19 protein-coding genes are annotated in these 20,213 nt (G+C 57.3%); 8 read left to right on the plus strand and 11 right to left on the minus strand.

Annotated elements, in window-relative coordinates; translation table 11 throughout:
- Positions 1–502 precede the first annotated feature (502 nt).
- From rimK to K0I63_RS19005, 5 genes are all read left to right on the plus strand, one after another.
- Positions 503–1,408 carry a 30S ribosomal protein S6--L-glutamate ligase gene (gene rimK / locus K0I63_RS18985; RefSeq protein WP_011867458.1) on the plus strand — a complete coding sequence of 302 codons (906 nt, stop codon included), beginning with the start codon at positions 503–505 and terminating at the stop codon, positions 1,406–1,408.
- Entirely contained in the window at positions 1,409–2,431 is a 1,023-nt protein-coding gene (locus tag K0I63_RS18990) for a succinylglutamate desuccinylase/aspartoacylase family protein (RefSeq protein ID WP_220082040.1), read from the plus strand.
- A gap of 30 nt (positions 2,432–2,461) precedes the next feature.
- Positions 2,462–2,887 (plus strand): ATP-dependent zinc protease family protein, encoded by a 426-nt coding sequence (locus K0I63_RS18995; RefSeq protein ID WP_011867460.1) that lies wholly within the window; start codon positions 2,462–2,464, stop codon positions 2,885–2,887.
- A gap of 123 nt (positions 2,888–3,010) precedes the next feature.
- Complete coding sequence (locus tag K0I63_RS19000; protein ID WP_144201347.1) at positions 3,011–4,381, plus strand: magnesium transporter; 1,371 nt, start codon at positions 3,011–3,013, stop codon at positions 4,379–4,381.
- Between the two features lie 172 nt (positions 4,382–4,553).
- A complete protein-coding gene (locus K0I63_RS19005; RefSeq protein WP_434086781.1) occupies positions 4,554–5,501 on the plus strand; it encodes a YeiH family protein in 948 nt (315 codons plus the stop codon).
- Here K0I63_RS19005 and K0I63_RS19010 read toward each other — a convergent pair.
- The 9 genes from K0I63_RS19010 to K0I63_RS19050 all read right to left on the minus strand — a co-directional run bounded on the left by K0I63_RS19010 (position 5,442) and on the right by K0I63_RS19050 (position 13,845).
- Positions 5,442–5,633 carry a hypothetical protein gene (locus K0I63_RS19010; protein WP_220082041.1) on the minus strand — a complete coding sequence of 64 codons (192 nt, stop codon included), beginning with the start codon at positions 5,631–5,633 and terminating at the stop codon, positions 5,442–5,444. The two genes, K0I63_RS19005 and K0I63_RS19010, sit on opposite strands and share 60 nt — an antisense overlap.
- A gap of 129 nt (positions 5,634–5,762) precedes the next feature.
- Complete coding sequence (locus tag K0I63_RS19015; RefSeq protein WP_220082042.1) at positions 5,763–6,488, minus strand: DJ-1/PfpI family protein; 726 nt, start codon at positions 6,486–6,488, stop codon at positions 5,763–5,765.
- Positions 6,489–6,617: 129 nt separating this feature from the next.
- The gene (locus tag K0I63_RS19020; RefSeq protein ID WP_041406802.1) at positions 6,618–7,790 is read right to left on the minus strand and encodes an HD-GYP domain-containing protein; all 1,173 of its coding nucleotides are present in this window, start codon (positions 7,788–7,790) and stop codon (positions 6,618–6,620) included.
- Positions 7,791–8,029: 239 nt separating this feature from the next.
- Complete coding sequence (locus K0I63_RS19025; RefSeq protein ID WP_220082043.1) at positions 8,030–8,236, minus strand: hypothetical protein; 207 nt, start codon at positions 8,234–8,236, stop codon at positions 8,030–8,032.
- A 30-nt stretch (positions 8,237–8,266) separates the two neighbouring features.
- Positions 8,267–9,004 carry a DNA-binding protein gene (locus tag K0I63_RS19030; protein ID WP_220083501.1) on the minus strand — a complete coding sequence of 246 codons (738 nt, stop codon included), beginning with the start codon at positions 9,002–9,004 and terminating at the stop codon, positions 8,267–8,269.
- 20 nt (positions 9,005–9,024) lie between these two features.
- Positions 9,025–9,564: a core component of ECF transporter gene (locus K0I63_RS19035; RefSeq protein ID WP_220082044.1), complete on the minus strand. Its 540-nt coding sequence runs from the start codon at positions 9,562–9,564 to the stop codon at positions 9,025–9,027.
- 14 nt (positions 9,565–9,578) lie between these two features.
- Positions 9,579–10,217 (minus strand): energy-coupling factor transporter transmembrane component T, encoded by a 639-nt coding sequence (locus K0I63_RS19040; RefSeq protein WP_220082045.1) that lies wholly within the window; start codon positions 10,215–10,217, stop codon positions 9,579–9,581.
- A gap of 22 nt (positions 10,218–10,239) precedes the next feature.
- Positions 10,240–11,604, minus strand: a complete 1,365-nt coding sequence (locus K0I63_RS19045; RefSeq protein WP_220082046.1) for an ATP-binding cassette domain-containing protein — start codon at positions 11,602–11,604, stop codon at positions 10,240–10,242.
- A 9-nt stretch (positions 11,605–11,613) separates the two neighbouring features.
- The gene (locus K0I63_RS19050; protein ID WP_220082047.1) at positions 11,614–13,845 is read right to left on the minus strand and encodes a TonB-dependent receptor plug domain-containing protein; all 2,232 of its coding nucleotides are present in this window, start codon (positions 13,843–13,845) and stop codon (positions 11,614–11,616) included.
- Between the two features lie 389 nt (positions 13,846–14,234).
- Between K0I63_RS19050 and K0I63_RS19055 the strand changes: the two genes are divergently transcribed.
- Entirely contained in the window at positions 14,235–15,593 is a 1,359-nt protein-coding gene (locus K0I63_RS19055) for an isochorismate synthase (protein WP_220082048.1), read from the plus strand.
- 1 nt (position 15,594) lies between these two features.
- Here K0I63_RS19055 and K0I63_RS19060 read toward each other — a convergent pair whose 3' ends face one another.
- Positions 15,595–16,350, minus strand: coding sequence for a type 2 periplasmic-binding domain-containing protein (locus K0I63_RS19060; RefSeq protein WP_220082049.1), 756 nt, complete (start codon positions 16,348–16,350; stop codon positions 15,595–15,597).
- A 236-nt stretch (positions 16,351–16,586) separates the two neighbouring features.
- Between K0I63_RS19060 and K0I63_RS19065 the strand changes: the two genes are divergently transcribed.
- Together K0I63_RS19065 and K0I63_RS19070 are read left to right on the plus strand one after the other, a co-directional pair.
- Positions 16,587–17,255, plus strand: a complete 669-nt coding sequence (locus tag K0I63_RS19065; protein ID WP_220059394.1) for a 7-cyano-7-deazaguanine/7-aminomethyl-7-deazaguanine transporter — start codon at positions 16,587–16,589, stop codon at positions 17,253–17,255.
- An 80-nt stretch (positions 17,256–17,335) separates the two neighbouring features.
- Positions 17,336–17,797, plus strand: a complete 462-nt coding sequence (locus K0I63_RS19070) for a GNAT family N-acetyltransferase (RefSeq protein WP_220082050.1) — start codon at positions 17,336–17,338, stop codon at positions 17,795–17,797.
- 272 nt (positions 17,798–18,069) lie between these two features.
- On the opposite strand, the gene K0I63_RS19075 is transcribed toward K0I63_RS19070, so the two are convergent.
- Positions 18,070–20,211, minus strand: coding sequence for a sensor histidine kinase (locus K0I63_RS19075; protein WP_220082051.1), 2,142 nt, complete (start codon positions 20,209–20,211; stop codon positions 18,070–18,072).
- Positions 20,212–20,213 lie beyond the last annotated feature (2 nt).

Consider the following 20,213-nt stretch of genomic DNA (forward strand, 5'->3'; position numbering starts at 1 on the left):
AATTATCAAATGACCTGAAAATAAGCACATCTCTTCGCCTCATCCTTCACTTCAGCCTTAGTCTACTCCTAGCAAGCAATCACCGAACATCAGCCAAAAGTGTGACTTGCGCGGCACTGCAAGATGAGTCAAATCCAGCATAGCTAACACTCCCGCCAAGCCTTAGGTTCAGCAATAAAATCCATTGTGGTCACGACAAAAAAAATTAGCTTTTCTCCCGTGGGGTTTATCAATAAGGTCGCGCCCTAAACAGGCGATGGAAAACCTCAGACAATCGAATGAAAACCAAGGAAAAAAGTCAGCGGCGCCACGGTGATGGCCAATTATGACTATAGTTAAGCCAACTGAGCTTTTCTGCTGGCCGCGCGCCGTGCTTAGGTGACCTCACCCCCACGCGACGCCTAGCGCCGTCGCTCTCGATTGTTCGCTCTGAGGCCAACAATCACTTTGAATTTGAAAGCATTATTTTAATTACTTAAAGATTTACACTAAGGAAGTAGAGATGCGTATTGCAATCTTATCTCGCAACGAAAACTTATACTCCACCCAACGCCTGAAAGAAGCCGGCGAAGCGCGCGGCCACGAGGTGGACATCATAGATACACTGCACTGCTACATGGATATCACCAGCAGCAACCCGACCGTGCGTTACATGGGTAAGGTATTGCCTAAATATGATGCGGTGATCCCTCGCATCGGCTCGTCGATCACCTTCTACGGTACGGCCGTGGTGCGCCAGTTTGAGATGATGGGCACCTTCTGCGTCAACGAGTCTGTGGCCATCAGCCGTTCTCGCGATAAGCTGAGATCCCTGCAGCTGCTGTCACGCAAGGGCATCGGCCTGCCACGTACCGGATTTGCCAGCAAGCCCGACAAGATCCAGGATTTGATCAAGAACGTGGGCGGCGCGCCGCTGGTGATCAAGCTGCTGGAAGGCACCCAGGGCATAGGTGTGGTCTTGGCCGAGACCAATAAGGCGGCCGAGAGCGTGATCGAGGCCTTCATGGGTCTCAAGGCCAACATTCTGGTGCAAGAGTTCATCAAGGAGGCAGGCGGCGCCGATATCCGCTGCTTCGTGGTGGGTGATAAGGTAGTGGCGGCCATGAAGCGTCAGGCGGCCGAAGGCGAGTTTCGCTCTAACCTGCACCGTGGTGGTGTGGCCCAGCTGGTGCGCCTCTCGAAGGATGAGCGTGCGACGGCCCTCAACGCCGCCAAGGCGATGGGGCTAAACCTCTGTGGTGTGGATATCTTGCAATCGAACAACGGCCCTGTGGTGATGGAGGTGAACTCCTCGCCCGGACTTGAAGGGATAGAACAGGCGACCGGTAAGGATGTGGCCGGGCTGATCTATGAATTTATTGAGAAGAAGGCGAAACCCAACGCCAACAGAACTCGCGGAAAAGGCTAAATGAGCGAAGCACTTACCATAGCGGGTGTCGATATACAGCCCGGCACCCAGCACCAGCTTGAACTACCGGTAGCCAGCCTGTATACGGACACTCAGGTGTCGATACCTGTGCATGTGATCCGGGCCAAGAAGGATGGCCCCAAGGTGTTTGTCAGCGCCGCGGTGCATGGCGATGAGCTCAATGGTATCGAGATCATCCGCCGGTTGATCCAGAGCAAGCTCAAGCTGCTCAAGGGCACCTTGATCTTGGTGCCCATGGTCAATGTCTATGGGGTGCTGAATCAGAGCCGCTACATGCCCGACAGGCGCGACCTTAACCGCTGTTTTCCCGGTTCGCCCAAGGGCTCGCTGGCCGGACGGGTGGCGTACACCTTCTTAAACAGCATAGTGCAGCACTGCGACTATGGCATCGACCTGCATACCGGGGCGATCCACAGATCTAACCTGCCGCAGATCCGCGCCAACCTGGATGACGAGCAGACCCTGGCCCTGGCCCAGGCCTTCGGCGTGCCTGTGCTGCTTAACGCCAACGTGCGCGACGGCTCGCTGCGAGAAGCTGCGGTGAACAAGGGCACCCGGGTGCTGCTGTATGAGGCTGGCCAGGCGCTAAGGTTTGACGAGCTGTCGATACAGACGGGCGAGCGGGGGATTCGCAATGTACTGTCGTCACTTGGGCTGATACGTAAGCGTCAGCAGCGCAAGAAGATAGAACCCTTTATCGCCAACCGCAGCGACTGGACCCGCGCCTCGGCCAGCGGCTTCGTGTGCGAGTTTGCTAAGCTGGGCGCCTATGTGGAGAAGGGCCAGGTACTGGCAGAGATCAACAGCCCACTGGGCGAGCTGATCCAGAGCGTGGTATCGAACCGCACGGGTATCGTCATCGGCAAGCAGAATATCCCCCTGGTGCTGGAGGGAGACGCCATGTTCCATGTGGCCTACTTTGGTAGCTCCGCCGACGAGGTGGCGGAACATATTGAGATAATGAACGATCAGATAATGCCGCTGACCACCCAGACCATCTAGGGGCGGCCGAGACATTAAGGGATACAAGCGATGAACAAGATCATCATAGGCAACTTAGAAGCCTGCGATCTGCCGGATCTGGGCATCAAGGATCTACAGGTGCGCATCGACACGGGCGCCAAGACCTCAGCCCTGCACGTGGATAACCTCAAGCGGATCAAGGTGGGCGGGCGCCCCTATGTCGCCTTCGACCTGCACCCGGACGTGTATGACCTGGAGCAGATAGTCCACTGTAAGGCGCCGGTGCGCGACTCGCGCCGCATCAAGTCCTCCAATGGCGAGGTGGAGCAGCGCTGTGTGATAGCGACCACACTCAAGCTGGGGGAGCATGAGTGGCCCATAGAGCTGACCCTGAGCAATCGCCAGGACATGACCTACCTGATGCTGCTGGGCCGTGAGGCCATGGGCGATCGCGTCCTGGTGGACCCCTCCCAGAGTTTTCTGATTAACGGCTAGCCAGTGAGTGCCTGTTATCGCAGGCACTCACCACACCTTTGCCGACCAAAGGTCAGCGTTTCAATGGTTTAGTTAACGGCTTTCCCTTACACTGTCCCCCAAGCTCAACCAAGGACATCCCCTATGACAATGCCAGACCCAACAGCACAAACCGATCAGGCGGCCAGAGACGATTTACTCGCCCGCGTCATCGACATTGTCAGCCATCCCGAGGCGGAGGAGCTACCCTCCCTCGGCTTTATCAGCGACTATTCCGATGCCGACCTGGCCGACCTGCTGGAGTCGGTGAGCGACCAGTATCGTTCGCCCATCTGCCGTAAGATCCCAATCGACCGCGGCTGGCCCATATTGCACCTGCTGCACTATGAAACCGCCCGCCACGTATTAGACCTGCTCAGCCCAGAGCAGCTACAGGGACTGGCTCGGCGCATCTCTGAGATAGATATCCTCACCTTCGCCGAGATCTTGCCCGGCGACATAGTCGAAGACTATCTGGATCAGCAAGAAGCCCTCACCACGGAGCAGATGCAACAGGCGCTGAGCTACCAGGATGAGGCCGTCGGCCGTTACCTCAACAACAATATTCTGCGCTCGCGCCCAACCGCCACGGTCGGCCGGGTGCTGGAGCGCCTGAACAAACAAAAGCAGCGGGAATATGTGGCCGTCTACGGCGTCGATGCCGAGGGGCAGTTTCACGGCGGCTGCACCCTGGAGCAGCTCTATCGTGAGGATCCCGCCACGCCATTGTCTGAGTGTCTCACCGAACTCGAGGCCGTAGGCGACGAGCTGGATATCACTCAGGCGGCGCAGCAGTTTAATCCGGCGGCAGGCTTTGCCTGGGTACCGGTGGAGAAAGGCGGTAAGATCATCGGCGCCATCGCCCTGTCGACCCTGATGCACCGCCTCAAGGAGCGAAGCCTGGAGGTGCTGGTGTCTGAGACCCCGCAGGATGAGGAAGACCTCTTCACCCCGGTGGGCGTGGCGGCGCGCATGCGAGCCATCTGGCTGACCACTAACCTGCTGACCGCCTTTCTCGCCTCCTGGGTGATCGGCCTGTTTGGCGACGCCCTGCAACAGGTGGTGGCCCTGGCTATCCTGATGCCGGTGGTCGCCAGCATGGGCGGCATCGCCGGCAGTCAGACCCTGGCGGTGGCCCTGCGGGGTATCGCGCTAAACCACTTGAAGCGCAGCAACCTCACCCTGCTACTGGATAAGGAGCTGAAGATCGCCGCCTTCAACGGCGTGCTGCTGGGCGCCCTCATAGGTGTGGTGGTCAGTTGGTGGTTCTCCTCCCTGGCGCTGGGTGGCATCATCTTCGTGGCCATCGTATTCAACAGCCTGGCGGCGGCCTCATCGGGCACGGTTATTCCCTTTGTGCTCAAGCAGATGCGCATCGACCCTGCGGTGGCGGGCTCGGTGATCCTCACCACAGTCACAGACGTGGTGGGCTTCTTCATCTTCCTCGGCCTGGGTAGCCTGCTCCTGCTGAGCTAGCCCTAGACTTGGCGTTGATTTTGAGTCGAGGCGTGTGGCGTAGCAAAAGACGGCGCGGCGAAACCTGACATAGGTAAGGTTAATAAGCTCGAATCTGTGGTAAAACACCCGGCATTCGAAAACGGTGGGCAGGATAAAACCTGCCCATCTGGTTAAACAAGATATGGAACCGATGAAAGCATTGTTTCAAAAGTGGCCCTTTCCCCCGGCTCAGGCGATCTTCTTTGTCGCCGGCGCCCTCTGTCTGACACCGGTGATCTCCTCCCCCATCGCCCTGGTGATCGGCTTCACCCTGGCAAGCCTAGGTTTGGTACCCCACAATCTGGATATCGGCGCCCTGACCAAGAAGCTGCTGGCCTACGCCATTATCGGTCTCGGCTTCGGCATTCAGCTCGACGCTGCCATCAGCGCCAGCAGCCAAAATATCGGGCTGATCTTAGGCTCTATCGTATTCACCCTGCTGCTGGGGACTGCCCTGGGTAGACTGCTCAGAGTCGATGCCAAGCTGAGCCATATGATCGCCTCGGGCACCGCCATCTGTGGTGGCAGCGCTATCGCCGCCGTGGCTCCTGCCATCAAGGCAGACAGCCAGGATACGGCCATAGCCCTAGCGACCGTGTTCGTGCTCAACTCCATCGCCCTATTTCTGTTTCCGGCCCTCGGGCATCTGTTGCAGCTGAGTCAGTATCATTTTGGGGTATGGAGCGCCATCGCCATCCACGACACCTCGTCGGTCGTGGGCGCCGCCTCGGCCTATGGTGACGAGGCGCTGCGCACCGCCACCACGCTCAAGCTGGCCAGGGCCCTGTGGATAGTGCCGGTTGCGCTGGTGAGTGCCATGGCGTTTGGCGGCAATCGACGCAAGGTCGCCGTGCCTTTCTTTATCCTCTTCTACTGTCTCGCCATACTGCTGGCACACTTCGTGCCCCAGGGACAGGTGCTGTATGACGGCATCTTTGCCTTGTCGAAGCGGGTGTTGGTGCTGTGTCTGTTTATGATAGGCGCGGGGATCACCATAGGTAAGATGCGCCAGGCGGGAATGCGGCCGATGGCCCTGGGGTTACTGCTCTGGCTGATTATCGGCGCGGGTTCTCTGCTCTACATCGTCAACTTTAGCTGAGACGCTGTAGCGCCACACCAGGGTTACTATGGTGATAAAGGCCACCAGCTCCACCAGGGATCGGGTTAGCCCTGTGGTGAGCCAGGACGCCAACAGGAAGGCGCAACATAAAAGCACTAGCCACTTCTTCATCTTTGCCTCCTTATATTTGACCAAATGGTCTGGCGAAATGATCGAGTGGCTATTATTTATTGCCGCCGAAATCTCAGCAAATATCCGTTTTTACTAACAAATAGCTGAATCGGCTAAGCACTAAATCGACTAACTTATGACGGCGTAGGGATCCTTATCGGCGTCGCTGTTCCATTGATATTCGGTGAGCGTCTCTATCTTCCGCGCCTGAGCCTCGCCATAGGTTTGGGCGATATAGAAGAGGGCTGCATCTATCCCCGCCGACACGCCGGATGAGGTGAGGAAACGGCCATCGTCCACCCAACGGGCGCTGGGCTGCCAGATAACCTTGTCGTTTAATCCTGTCACCCAGGTATAGGCCATCTTGTTGGTGGTGGCGCTCACGCCATCGAGCAGATCGGCCTTGGCCAATAAGGCCGCGCCGGTACAGACGGAGAACACCTTGTTAGAGACCTTGGCCTGACGCCTCAGCCAGTCCAACAGGCGAGTGTCGTCCACCAGCTTGCGCGTGCCCATGCCACCGGGGACCAGCAGGAGATCGCACTCGACCACATCATCGAGCAGGCGATCGGCGACCACTCTCGGCCCCTGATAGCTGCGCACGATAGACTGGGGGCCGATAAGGGTGATCTCGACGCTGGGCAGATGCCCCAGCATCTCTAGCGGGCCATGAAGATCTAAGGTTTCATAGTCGTCAAACACCAGGGCCAGCACCTTGAGCGGCGCCTGAGGTTGATCACCCGACAGGGAATGCGTCTGTATTTGATTTGAAGTAGGACTCGCGGCAAAAAGCTTAGGGGAGAGACCGGCGGCGAATACCGCGCCGCCGGCCAGGATAAATTCTCGTCTGTTCATCTATGAGTTAAGCCAGTTTAGGTAAGAGATTGGCGCCAGTGTAACCGCCCACGACGCGCCATACAGCACGACATGGGACTTCTGCTAGCCGGCGCGCAAATCCGGTGAAACCTTGATGCCTGATCCAGATCAGTAGAAAGGCGTAGGATCCACATCCAGGCTGCTGGGCGACACGCCGCGTTCGATGAAGAGGTCCGATTTAAGCAGATCCACCATGGTCACCTCGGTGTAATGCTTATGCTTCACCGAGTAGAAGGTCTTGAGCACGGGATGCAGGGCATCTCTGTCTTTCGCCTCCCAGACGATGCCAATCCGACCGTCGGAGAGCTGCACCAGTGAACCCACGGGGTAGATACCGACACAGCGGATAAACTCATACACCAGCTTCTCATCCAGATGGAAGGGGGTCAGGCTGAGGAGAATCTTAAAGGCGGCAGCCGGGCTCATCGCCTCCTTGTAGCAGCGGGTCGCGGTCAGGGCGTCGAAGATATCCACGATACAGCTCATGCGGCCATGGAGGGAGATCTCCTCTCCCTTTAGGCCATTGGGATAGCCCTTGCCATCTAGCTTCTCGTGGTGCATCAGACAGACGTCGCGGCTGATCTGCGACAGATCCTCTGTCTCGGCTAGGATCTCCTGAGCATAGACCTGATGCAGCTTCATATGCTCAAACTCTTCCGGCGTCAGGCGCCCCGGCTTATGCAGTATGCGATTATTGACGCGCACCTTACCGATATCGTGCAAGATACCGCCCACCGCCAACTGTTTAAGCACGCTACGCTTGAGCTTGAGGTAGCGACCGAAGGTCACCAGCAGGAAGGCCACATTGATGGAGTGTTCCAGCAGGTAGGCATCTTTGGAGCGCAGGGCCGAGATACACTTGAAGGCGTCGGCATCGAGCATGACGGATTCGAGCATCTTGTCCGCCAGCGCCTCGAAGGGCTCTACCTTGACCGCCTTACCCTCGAAGGTCTCGGACAAGACCTTCTTGACCAGATCTTTCGCCTCGCTCATCAGGCGTTTGGCCTTCTCCTGGGATTGATCCCGGGTCAGACGTATTATCTTCTCTGGCTCTTGTTTCGGCCTGAGTCCACACTCTGGCGCCGACCTTTCTACGTCGACCCAGACATACTCGATACCGTTTCGCACCAGCTTATCTATGGCTTGTCGATCTTTAATCTGTCCCGGATTGGTGATATTGACTCTTCCCTGATGATCGATAGCCGCAACATACATACCCAGCGCCAGGTTTGGCACCGGCACCTTCATAACATCCGCTTTTTCGTTCACACTTTCGGTCATACCGCGTTCCCAAAAAATCACCCGGTTTTCGCATCCGCTCCTTTTTAGCCTAGTCTAAATCCCTTAGCTTCGGTGCGATTGCCTGTGAAAACACTGTGATAGGAGGAAATTATAGTATGCCTGGGCGCGGCAGAACGCCAGAGGCTGGCGAGGATAGTTTCAGGCTCGATGCCGATTTATCCTATTTGCCAGCCCCAGAAAATGAGTCAAGTTTTTGTAAAGCAAAGACTAATATACTGCTACAAGAAGGTACACTCGATGGCGTCGATCAACCAACGACGACGGGCACAATTAACGCAGGAACGCTCGATATCATCCACCTGCTCATCTTCATCGTCGGCGATGAAGCCGTCGCACCCGGCCGCCAGTTGCCGCGAGGTGCTGTAGTCTTCCCCTGCTAGGGTCAGTTGCCAGCGCCCCTGGCGTAGTTCAAATGCTTGCTGCATGCTATTCCTCATCGACTTGGCCGTGGGCCGTTAATAGTGTTTCAGCTGCTGCTTGAGGGCGTTGCGCCAGCGGCCCTGATCCTCATACACCAGTAGAGAGACCTGATGATCCCGATAGACAGCCTTGACCTTGCCAGACAGATAGAGGAGCGTCTTGAAGCAGAGCTGCTCGCCGCTATCGCTGAGCACACGGTCGACCCCGGTCAGCTCGATCGCCTCACCGACCGAGAGTGACACCTCGCCCGCCTCTAGGCCGGGCAGGTTAAACTGCCCCTTGATGCGACCATCGTTGCCCTGCAGCCTAAGCCCCAGGCCCGCCAGGGCGCCTATGATCCCCTGCCCAGTGCCGCCATGTTCACTCAGATGTATGCCAAGCTGCTCGGCCAGGGCGTAGGCTTGCGCCTTGGTCTTCACCTCTTCCTTAGCCTGCTCGCCGAAGGCGATGAGCGCCTCACGATCACATGAATGCTGCAGATCCAGCAGGGCGATGCCGGGATCGGACGCCGCGGCGCTCTCGCTACGCAGATGGGCCACGGCTATTGCTAAGATCTCATCCTGAGACTTAGCGGTGCGCACCTGAAAACACATGGCGCTGTTGTGTGAGGTGTAGGGAATATCAGGGTGCACATAGAGCTGATGCCTAGTCACGAAGGCGCAGCGACTCAGGTGATTATCGCTCAGCAGATACGCTATCTCCTCGGCGATCTCCCCGGTTCCCTTGGTACCGATATCGTCGGTATCGTCGATGCACACCAACCAAGATCTCAACCCAGATGCTCTCACCATGCTTATATCTCCTCTCTATCAATCAGGTCGTGGCTACGCAGTCGCTCCAGTACGGGCGGCACCAACATGGCCGCCAACAGGGCGAAGAAGCTGCCAAACAATAGGCTCTTACCGAACTGTAGCGCCACCATTTGCGCACTCAGCCCCGCCAACAGCCCCTCGATCAGGCCCTTGCTGGCCCAGGCCAGGGTGCCCACCAGCGCCAGTATGATGCAGCGCCACTTGAGCGCCAGCAGGCTGGGCAGTAGCAGCAGGCAGATATCCATGGCGATGGCCGGCAGGCCAAACTTCACCAGCAGGAAGGGACCACCCTTGCCCACGCCCAGCGTCATGGCCATCATGCCCGCCAGCAGGCCGCATAGGCTGATGGCACCGCGTTTACCGACGGCGCCATAGCAAATTAAGTAGAAGAAGCTCATCAGGAACATGGAATGTCCCGACAGCCCCAGCTTCAGCCTCAGCATCCCCTTCAGCGCCACCAGCAGGGTGGCACAGAAGCCGATAAACAGGGCGTCATTTAGGTTGAATCCTTTATTGTTCATACGCTTGGTTCTCACTAATAGGGCCAGTGGGTCGGCTTGGGATGACGACCAAACTGGCGCAGCCTGGCCGCTGTGGCCATCTGCTTGGATAGTTTTAACAGCTGGATCAGCAACGGATAGAGCACGCAGTAGATCAGCTCGCGCCAATGCTTGGGCCGCCACAACGACTTGAGACAAATGTTGGCACCGCGCATCACCTGCATCTGATAGATCTCCCGCGTCTCCTGCCCTAGGTAAGGCAAGATGCCGAAACAGGCGGCCAGCACGAAGGCCCATTTGTGGGGCAGACAGAAGCTGAGTACCTCGCCGATACGCTGGGGCGAGCAGGCCACCGACAGCCACCAGCCGGGGATCATGGCCATCAAGATGCGGCACACGGCGATAATCCCCTCGGGCAGGCGATCGAGCCCGTGCAACAACAGATAGAGCAGGCTAGTGATCGCCAACTGACTGGTGAAGATCACCAGCAGCCCCCTGAGTCGCCCCCCCAGGTAACGCCCCTGTATCAGCAACAGCAAGTTCGCCAGCCCCAGGTAATGCAGCCATGACAGGGGCAACAGGAAGGCGCAACTGGAGAGCCCCAGTGCGAGCAAGATGGCGAGCGCGCACCAGCGGGTGTCGTTGACCGCGAAGTGGCGTTTTGTTCGGCGCACTCCTGGCGCACGTACGCCGCGTCTAGCCCACACGAGAATATGCCTGTGGCGAGGCCGAGAGTGATTCGAGACGCCCATCCACCACCCGCCAGAGGCGATCCACCGGCAGCGCCGCAATCGGCCTGTGACTGGCGATCACCAGGGCTGTGCCCTGACGGCTCAGCTCCATCAGCAGCGCCACTATCTTGTCTGTAAAATGCTCGTCCAGCCCGGCGAAGGGATCATCCAGCAGCAGTAGTTTGGGCCTGAGACAGGCGAGCGACGCCAGGGCGATCAGATGCTGCTGGCCGTAGGAAAGCGTATGAGGCGAGTGCCGCGCCAATGTAGTCAACCCAAGTTGCCCTAGGAGTTCGATGGCCCGCTCCAGCGGCAAACCGAAACGCTTGAGGCTAAACTGCATCTCCTCGATAACCGTGTTTTCAAACAGCTGTCGACTCGGCCGCTGATGCAGCAAGGCCAGGTCGGCGCCAAAGCGTCCCAACTTGGGCTTCTTGCCAAACACCTTGATGCCCAAGGGATCGATATCCGCCTGGATACCGGCCAGGCTCTTGAGCAGGGTACTCTTGCCGCAGCCGTTGTCGCCCACCAGGGCGGCAATCTCACCGGGGAAGAGCAGCAGGGAGTCGGCGTCAAACAGCTTCTGGCGCTCGCAAAAGGCCAGGGTGAAGCCATGGCTGTCGATGACGTCGCTGCCCTGTGGCCAGGCGGGCGACTCGCGCCAACTTACCTGCTTCGAAGTCGCTTCACACTCCGCCGGCGCTAACGCCTGCAGCTGGCCCTGACTGAGCTGCCATCTGTGGGTGACCAGATCCTTGAAGACGCCTCTGTGATGCTCGACGATCAACAGGGCCACACCCTGCTGCTTGAGCTGATTGAGCACGGCCGACAGCTCAGCCACACCCTGATCGTCCAGCTGCGCCCAGGGCTCGTCGAGCAGCAAGAGGTCTGGCTCGAGCACCAACTGGGCGGCGATCATCAGGCGATAGCGCTGTCCCAGCGACAGGCTGGCGATGGGCGTATCCAGGCTGATATAGAGGCCGACCCGTCTTAGGGCCGAGCGCACCTGCAGCAGCATCTCACTGCTGGCGACGCCTAAGTTTTCCAGGGCGAAGGCCACTTCGGCCCCCAGCGTCTGGCGCAGCAGCTGCACATTGGGGTCCTGCATCACCACGCCCAGGGTAGCCCCCTCGGCGATCTCGCGCTCCCCTTCCCAGGGACGCTCCAGGATCCCCAGCAGCAGCTTGAGCAGAGTCGACTTACCACAGCCGGTGTAGCCGTGGATCAGGTGACACTCGCCAGCAGCTATGGTCAGATTAAGATCCTCAAACAGCGGCTGCGCCGCTGTCTGGAAGTTAAAATGGATCTGACTGAGTCGCACCAGGGCCATGGTTTATGCCTATAGCTGCCAGTTCACGCCCAGGAACAGCTGACGCCCCGCCTGAGGTAGCCCCTCGCTCTGATAGTAACGCTCATCGAGCAGGTTAGTGGCTCTGAGGTAGACAGACAGGGCGTCACCCGCGATAGGCTGGCTCAGCTTGAGATCCACCAGTGTGTAGTCATCCAGCGACTTCTCCACCAGCTGTTTCTGACCGGCCACCTTCTCTTCGGTGTGGTACACCTGACCCATGATGTGCTCGATATTCAGGTTGATGCGGGTCGCAAAGCTAAACTCGTAATCCGCCTGCAGCCTGAATTGATGACGCGGACGGTACTCTAAGGTATCCAGTCCCGGCGCCGCATCCTTGTCTTCGCTATCGAGGAAGCTGTAACCGAAGCTCAGCGACAGGTTATCGATGCTCTGATCGCGCACCAGGAAATCGACCCCCTTGAACTGATAGCGGCCCATGTTCTGATAGATGCCATCGACATCCTTGGCGATATAGTTGTCTGCATCCGTGTAGTAAGCCGCCAGGCTCAGATCTGTGTTGCTACCCAGCCCCTGAGCCAGACTCAGCTCCAGATGTTTAGAGGTCTCGGATTGCAGATCTTGGTTACCCGACGAGAGTGAATAGAGGTTGCGCATCGATGGGAAACGCACCTTACGGGCCACACCCAGATTGAGGCGAGTCGCTTCGGCGGCCTGCCAGTAGGCTGAGGCCTGCGCCGAGTAGTCGGACTCATCTTCGCGCACACGTTGCTGCTCATGTAGGGCGCCGCCTAGGCTGGCACCGATACTATCCTGTTGATACTGATATTCCGCCGCCAGGGTGTAGAGCCAGGACGAATCGTCGAATGACTCGGCGCCGCCAGAGCCATTACCACCGCCAGTACCAGAGCCATTACCACCGCCGGTTCCTGAGCCAGAACCGCCACCTGTGCCAGATCCGCTACCCGAACCAGTTCCACTGCCTGAACCCGAACCGCTACCGGTTCCCGAGCCCGAGCCTGATCCGCCCCCAGTACCTGAGCCCGAACCACCTCCAGTTCCTGTTCCAGATCCGCTGCCAGAGCCAGTACCTGAGCCACTTCCTGAACCACTGCCGGTGCCACTTCCTGTGCCACTTCCAGAACCAGTAGTGTCGGTATCTACCTGATTACTCTCCGACTCCCAGCTCTGATGCTCTGCGATCAGGGCACCGGTCAGCAGGTGACCCTTATCGAAATCGGCGATCAGCTGCAGGTTACCGCCGCTGACCACAGAGCGGCCGTCCAGGCTCTGCTGCAGGCCGGCGAAGCTGTCATCCAGATAACGGTTTTCCAGCACGTCAGACTGATTCTGATAGATGAAGCCCCTCAGGGTCAGTAGTTCGTTGAATCTATGGGCCAGACCCAGTTGCACCGTATGAGCATCGTAGTCGTCGACACGTTCAAATTTGGCCTTGCCAGAGGTGGTGCCATCGACGGCGGGCTTGCCCCACTCGCCGCTACGCAGGCTGAGGTTTGCCATCAGTTGGGTATTGTCCGACAGCCAGTAGCTGCCCTGGGCAAACAGGTTGTTGATCGTCTTATCGCTGTTGAAACGGGTATCGCCCTGCTGCACCTCGGTATCCGGCTGATCGCCAGACACAGGCCAGCCATCGGTTTGCTGACGTGACAGCGACACCAGTCCCTGCCATCGATCGCCCGAGCCCGCTACTGTCACGTCGCCGTTGAAGGTATCGTTTTCGCCGCCCTCGAGATGACCAGAGAAGCCGGGCACATCGGCGCCCTGTTTAGTACGGATGTTGATCACGCCGCCGGCGCCGCCCGGACCATAGAGCACTGAGGTTGGGCCCATGGAGACGGTGACCGAGGCGATCTGACTGGCTGGCACCACGCTAGGATCGAACTGACCATCTTCGGCGCCGTTGGCGGGTACACCGTTGATCAGATAGATGACGTGTCTGGCCTTAAAGCCGCGCACATCGACCCTGGGCGTGCCCTGACCACCGGTGCGCACATAGACGCCGGGGGCATTCTTCAGTACCTCATCCAGGCTCTGGGCACCCATGGCCTGAATTTCATCGGCACTGATGGTCCAGCTACTCGTGGTCTGTTGCAGCGGCGTCGGCTTCTCGCCGGTCACCACTATGACTTCGGCCACATCTAAAATGGGCTCGTGTTTGACTTCCTCGGCCATGACCAGAGGACTGGCGGCTACCGCGGCTGCCACGAGTGATAATTTGAGACTGATTGGTTTGCTTTTCATGTTTTCATCGCTGTGTCATTTCCCTATGGCCGTCATTCTTCCGGCTTACACCTGTAGCAACAAGCTAACGAAAACCAAAAACAAACCCAGATCGACAAATTTGAACAAATGCCGCGGTGACGACGATAGACAAGGGACATTTTGTCCAGTGTAAAACCTTGATTAGACAAAAATACACAGGCTTGAAATGCTTCCGAAAAAACTGACAAATCTCTCTTTTCTTGGACAAGCTCACAGCTTAACCGCCTGTAACTTGACAGCTAACAGTCGGCACATTAATTTGTGGTAAAGATTCTTATTACCAATTCAGATAAGTCTCACATTCGCCGCGTTTGATGTCCTTAACCCGCCCTCAAACTCACGCACTTTTTACCAGGTTGGAGTATTTCTTGAGCGTTTCCTCGCTGCCACAGGCCATACAATCCTTATCCCGCAAACTCGAAAAACTCGACATACACCCCCAGGGTGAGCCGATCATTCAGTTGTCGGTGACGGCCTGTGTGATGCCTATGATCGCCTGGATCGCCAGCCAACCTTGTTATCCCAGGATCTACTGGCATGGCCGCGACACCCAGGAAGAGGTCGCCGCCCTGGGATGCTGTAAAGATTTCATCTTCGAAGATGCGGTAGACGACAACCAGCTTTCCCAGGCCTATCAGACCCAGAGGTCACTCTCGACCAACCAGGAGATACGCTACTACGGCGGTGTCGCCTTCGATCGTCATACCGAGTGCTGGCCCGAGTATGGCCGCGCCCATTTTATCCTGCCCAGGGTCGAGTTGAGACGCAGCGGCGATGAATACAAGCTGCTGGTCAATCTCAATGTCGAATCCGGCGATATCGAGCAGGAGCGCACGCTGGCGCTGCAGGCCCTCGCCACCCTGGTACCGCCCAAACCGCTGGCACCACCGAACAAGATACAACTGCTCAGTCGCAGCGATCGTCCCAACAAGCTACGCTGGCACGAGCTGGTCAATCAGGTCACCCATGACAGGTTTATCCAGGACACGCCTAAGGTAGTGCTGTCCCGTCTGACCCAGCTCGAAGTGAACGAGAAGGTCGATCCCTGGATGCTGCTGGCCAGCTGGCAGGGGCGCAACCAGAACAGTTTTCAGTTTGGCTTTCAGTTCAGCCCTGAGAGCGCCTTTATCTCCTGCACGCCGGAGCGTCTCTACCGACGTCGTCAGCGCGAGGTATTTACCGAGGCCTTAGCGGGCACCACCACACGCGGGCTCAACGAGGCCGAAGACGCCATGTTGGCACAACAGCTGCTGGACGACACCAAGAACAGCCATGAGAACCAGCTGGTGCGCGAACATATCGTCGATGCCCTGACCCCATTGAGCAACTATGTGGGCGCCGATGAGCTGGCCAAGGTGTTTAAGCTGAGCCATATCCAGCATCTGCACAGAGCCATTCGCGCCGAACTCAAGCCTGGGGTGAACGATTTTCAGATCCTGCAGGCCCTGCACCCCACCCCTGCCGTGGGCGGCCTGCCAAAGGCATCGGCCATCAACTTTATTCGCCAGCGAGAAGGCTACACCCGTGGCTGGTATGCCGGTGCCTGTGGCTACTTCAACAAGTATGAGAGCGAGTTTGCGGTGGCGATACGTAGTGCGCTGATCGAACCCGGACGCATCAATCTGTTTGCCGGTGCGGGGATAGTCTCGGGCTCTGAAGCCGAGGCGGAATGGAACGAGCTGGAGAATAAGCTCAAGACCATAATGTCGATCCTGACAGAGGTCTAGGTTAGTTAACTGTCGGCACTCGGGCGCGATAGCTGATGTTGGCCTGAAACAGCCTGTCCAGCTCGCCACTCTCGGCCATGCGCGCCATGACACCATTGAAGATCGCCTTCAGACGCTTGCCCTTAGGCGTCTGGGGAAAGACGAAAAACACCTCTGGATTCAACACGTTTTCCTTAATCACATATTGCTGCGGCCGATTCAGCTGGCTGGCGAGTCCCTGCAGGGAACGCTTGTAGTCGAGCACGGCATCTATCTTGCCGTTGTTGACATGATTGAGCATCTGCAGCAGATCGCTGCCCTCCTCGTAATACATGGGCACCTTGATGAAGGTGTCGTAGCGATACTCCAGCAGCGCCTTCACCTTCTTCTTTTTCAGGCTGTTGATATCCTGCCAGATGGCCGCCAGCTCTGGGGTGAGGGCCGCGTCCACCTGATCCACCTCCACCGGCAGGTCGCAGTAATAATCGGGTTTGACTTCGTCGATATAGAAGCCCAGCCCCACATCGACCTTTTGCTGCTGCACCATGTAGAGGGCGCGGGAGAATGGCACGAAATCTATGGAGAGTTTCCACTTGGGGGCGGGGAAGGCGCTTTGCAGCAGCGCGAGATAATAGCCCTTGCCATCTGGCGTGCTGTAACCGGGCCAGTTGCCGGTCACGACAGTGATCTCTTCCACCTCTTCGGACACGGCGCGCCAGGGCGTGCTCACTAGCAGACAGGTGCACAAGATAACCACAAGATAACGCCAAGATCTCATCGGCCCCCTCCTCGAAATCATGGTGATAGTCAACCAAGTGTAGTCTCTTTATGTGGTCCAAGCGGGAGCCGGGCAGAGAAAACGGCGCAAAATCCTTGCTCATTTGGTCTTAATGACTATAATTTGCCGCCCTGTCTCCCGGCCAACCCTGGAAGACGGCTAACCGAGGCGTAAGCCTTATCCAGTTTCTAAGCGGGTTCCCTCACCCCGCGTTAACCCACTAAAAAGGCCACAAGATGTTAATGTTATCCCAAGCGCAGATTCAGCGTGCGCTACTGCTGCTCGTCAGCTTTCATATTGCCATTATCACCGCAAGTAACTACTTGGTTCAGCTACCCTTTCAGCTATTTGGTTTTCATACCACCTGGGGCGCCTTTAGCTTTCCCTTCGTCTATCTGGCCACAGATCTGACGGTGAGAATCTTCGGCCAGCAGTCGGCGCGTAAGATCATCCTCAGGGCCATGATACCAGCGCTGTTGATCTCCTATCTGATCGGCGTGCTCTTCCATCAGGGCAGCTTTCAGGGTGGCGACGCCTTGGCGCAGTTCAACAACTTCGTGTTTCGTATCGCCTTCGCCAGCTTCGCCGCCTATCTGGTGGGCCAGCTGATGGACATTACCGTGTTCGCCCGCCTCAGACAGGCCAAGGCCTGGTGGGTAGCGCCTGCAGCCTCGACGGTTATCGGTAACCTTATCGACACCCTGGTGTTCTTCAGCGTGGCCTTCTACGCCTCGAGCGATCCCTTCATGGCCGAGCACTGGATGGAGATCGCCAGCGTCGACTATGGCTTCAAGCTGATCGTCAGCCTGGGGCTCTTCCTGCCCGCCTACGGCGTCTTGCTCAGGGTATTGCAGGAGCGAATTTTGCGAGAAGGCCAGACAAAATCGCAGAGCGAACTGGCCTGACCAGTTGATTTGTACTATCATCGCGGCACTCAAATTTTCACCAGTGCCGCCATGCTAGCGACAAACTTTGGAGAGCCAAGATGTACACCACAAGTATCGAGCATCACACCCAGCTGAGCGATGAGCTCATCAACACCCTGATCGACCTAAGCCAGGAGGTGCCCGAATTCGACGGCCGTCATCAGGCTGAAGACTATCAAGCACGCCTCAGCGGCAAGACCTTTCTGGTGCAGCTGATCCGCATCGAGGGCGAGTTGGCGGGTTACAAGATAGGCTATGGCGAGACCAATGGTGAGTTCTACAGCTGGCTGGGCGCCATTCTGCCAGAGTTTCGTCAGCTGGGGCTGGCCAAGGCATTGATGCAAGATCAGGAGCGCTGGGCCAAGACACAGGGCTTCAACACCCTGGCGGTGAAGACCTATAACCGCTTCGCCAACATGTTGCAGCTGCTGATCCAGCAGGGCTACAAGATAGCCGGGTTGGAAAATACCGCGACCAATATCGATGATAACAAGTTGGTTTTAAACAAATTACTGAACTAGAGCCTGTTGATCGTGAATCTTTACACGATAAAAGCTTGCAAACCTAAATGATAATTATTACTATTTAGGTGCGTTCCAAAACTCAGTCTGTTTTAAGCACTTCATCTCTGCTTACTATGATGAGTTCGCAAGCACAACATTGCTCACACACTCTTTGTGGCCGGAATATTAATATTCCGGCTCTTTTTTTATCTGAAGTCCAGACTTATAAGGCCTGCCAGGGAAACTCTACGTATCCCTAAGCCTTACCAATCACTAAACCTTACGAATCCCTATGCCTCTCTCGCCTTCTTATCCAGGGCACTGGAGAAATGCAGTCCCTCGTAAGGCGGATTGAACTGATCGTCGATCGCCTTGTGGTACAGGCCTATGGTAAACAGGGTGCCCTTGCCGACCGTGGAGCTGACCTCTATGGTGCCGCCGATACGCTTTATGATGCCATAACTTAGCGACAGCCCCAGTCCGGTACCATCCTGACGCGTGGTATAGAAAGGATCGAAGATGCGCCCCAGTTGCTCCTCAGGGATCCCCTTACCCTCATCTTCCACCTCTATCTTGACCCCTATGGGCTCACCGCCCTGGACCCAGTCATAGGTGCGGATCCAGATGCGTCCCTGTCCATCCATGGCGTGGGCGGCGTTAACCACCAGGTTGATCAGCACCTGCAGCAGCTGAGGACGATTGACCTCGATAGGATAGCTGGCGTTGAGATCCTGGATCAGCACCACCTCTTGCTTCTTGATGGAGTGCCGCACCAGGATAGCCATCTCCTCGACAATAGGCGTGAGCTGATGCATCTCCAGCGGTGCGTTGAACTCGCCGGGACGACTGTATTGCAACAGGCTGCGAATGATGGTGCTGATGCGCCCCACCTGCTCGATGACGATATCTATCTCTTCCTCGACATCCTCGGCCTTGTCGCCCAGCTCAGACTTGAGCAGCTCCATGTTACCCAGGATCACAGCCGTGGGGTTGTTGATCTCGTGGGCGATACCTGCCGTCAACTCACCCAGGGCGGTCAGCTTCTCGTTGGTCACCAGCTGCTGGCGGGTCTCGTTCAGCAGGGCCACGTTACGCTGCAGCTCCTCTGTCTTCTCCTGCAGGCTGCGGGTACGCTCCTCGACCTTGACCTCAAGCTGCTCTGCCGCCGCCTGGATCTGCGAGTTGCGTCGCTGCAACAGATCCAGCATACGGTCGAACTGCTCGGCCAGATTCGCCAGCTCGTTGTCGCGCTCCAGCCCCAAGGACCCGATTCGCAGGTTACGGCCCGATTGCACCGCCTTCACCACATGGTGAATACGCTCGATCGGCTGCAGCAGGCTGTAGGCGCCGCGGTAGACCAGCAGGCCAGACACCAGCAGCACCAACATGAGGATAGTGCCCAGCTCTATGATGTTCAGCAGGTAGTTATGAATAAAGGGAGATTCGGAAAATCCGGTGTAGATCATACCGATACGTTCGCCGCGAATATCTTTCAGCGGTGCATAGGCGGAGATAAACCAGTCGTTATAGACGAAGGCGCGGTCGACCCACAGTAGCCCCTGCACCAACACCTTCTGCCGTACCTCTTCCGACACCAGACTACCGAGCGCGCGGCCGCGCTTCTCGCTGTCCTGAGGGAAGAAGTTCAGCGGCACGTTAGTGCTGATGCGGGTGTTGTCGAGGAAGATGGTTACCGTGCCGATGGAGCGCTCTGGCAGCGTGCCCTTGTCATAAACCAGGTCACGAATATGGTCCACGATGCGAATGTCGCGATTAAGCAAGATGCCGCCATCCAGATACCAGCCCACTGTGCCATCGCTGCCCAGGATCGGCAGCAGGCTGCGGCTGAGCATGCCGCGCTTCTCCACATCCTTGCTCGGCTTCTGGGATCTTGGGGTGTCCACCAGGGTGATCACCGCCTCCTGCTCCAGGTTAGGCGCCAAACGGGCCAGACGCTGGGGCTGCAACACCATTAAACCCGAGAAGGGCTGATTGTCCTGTATCTTGGGCAGCATCACCCTTAAATCAGGGTCCTGGGCCGCCTCGGAGACGCTGATCAGTCTGAGGAAATCCAGGTCGAGCTCTGCCTGCTTCTGCTTGAGCAACTCAGCCAGCTGAGCTCTGGCGGCCTTGCTGTCGGTATCGAGATCGCGAAATTCGTTTTGAAATTCCCAGGAGGCGCGCACCAGCTCGAGCTGATTTTCCTGCTTCTCCTGCACAGAGATCAGTGTGTTGCTAGCAACGGTAAGGTCGGCCTTCACCTTCATGAAGAGCTGTTTGCCCGTGTAGCTGATGTTCCAGTAGATGGTGATGAATACTAGGCTCACCAAGGTCAGCAAGATGGGCAGTAGGGTAAGGATCAGGATGCGATAACGCACCTTGGCCTGCAGCTGCTGCCAGTTGACACCAAAGAGACGCGAGAAAAAAGACACGG

This window comes from Shewanella rhizosphaerae, from assembly GCF_019457655.1.
Lineage (GTDB): Bacteria > Pseudomonadota > Gammaproteobacteria > Enterobacterales > Shewanellaceae > Shewanella > Shewanella loihica.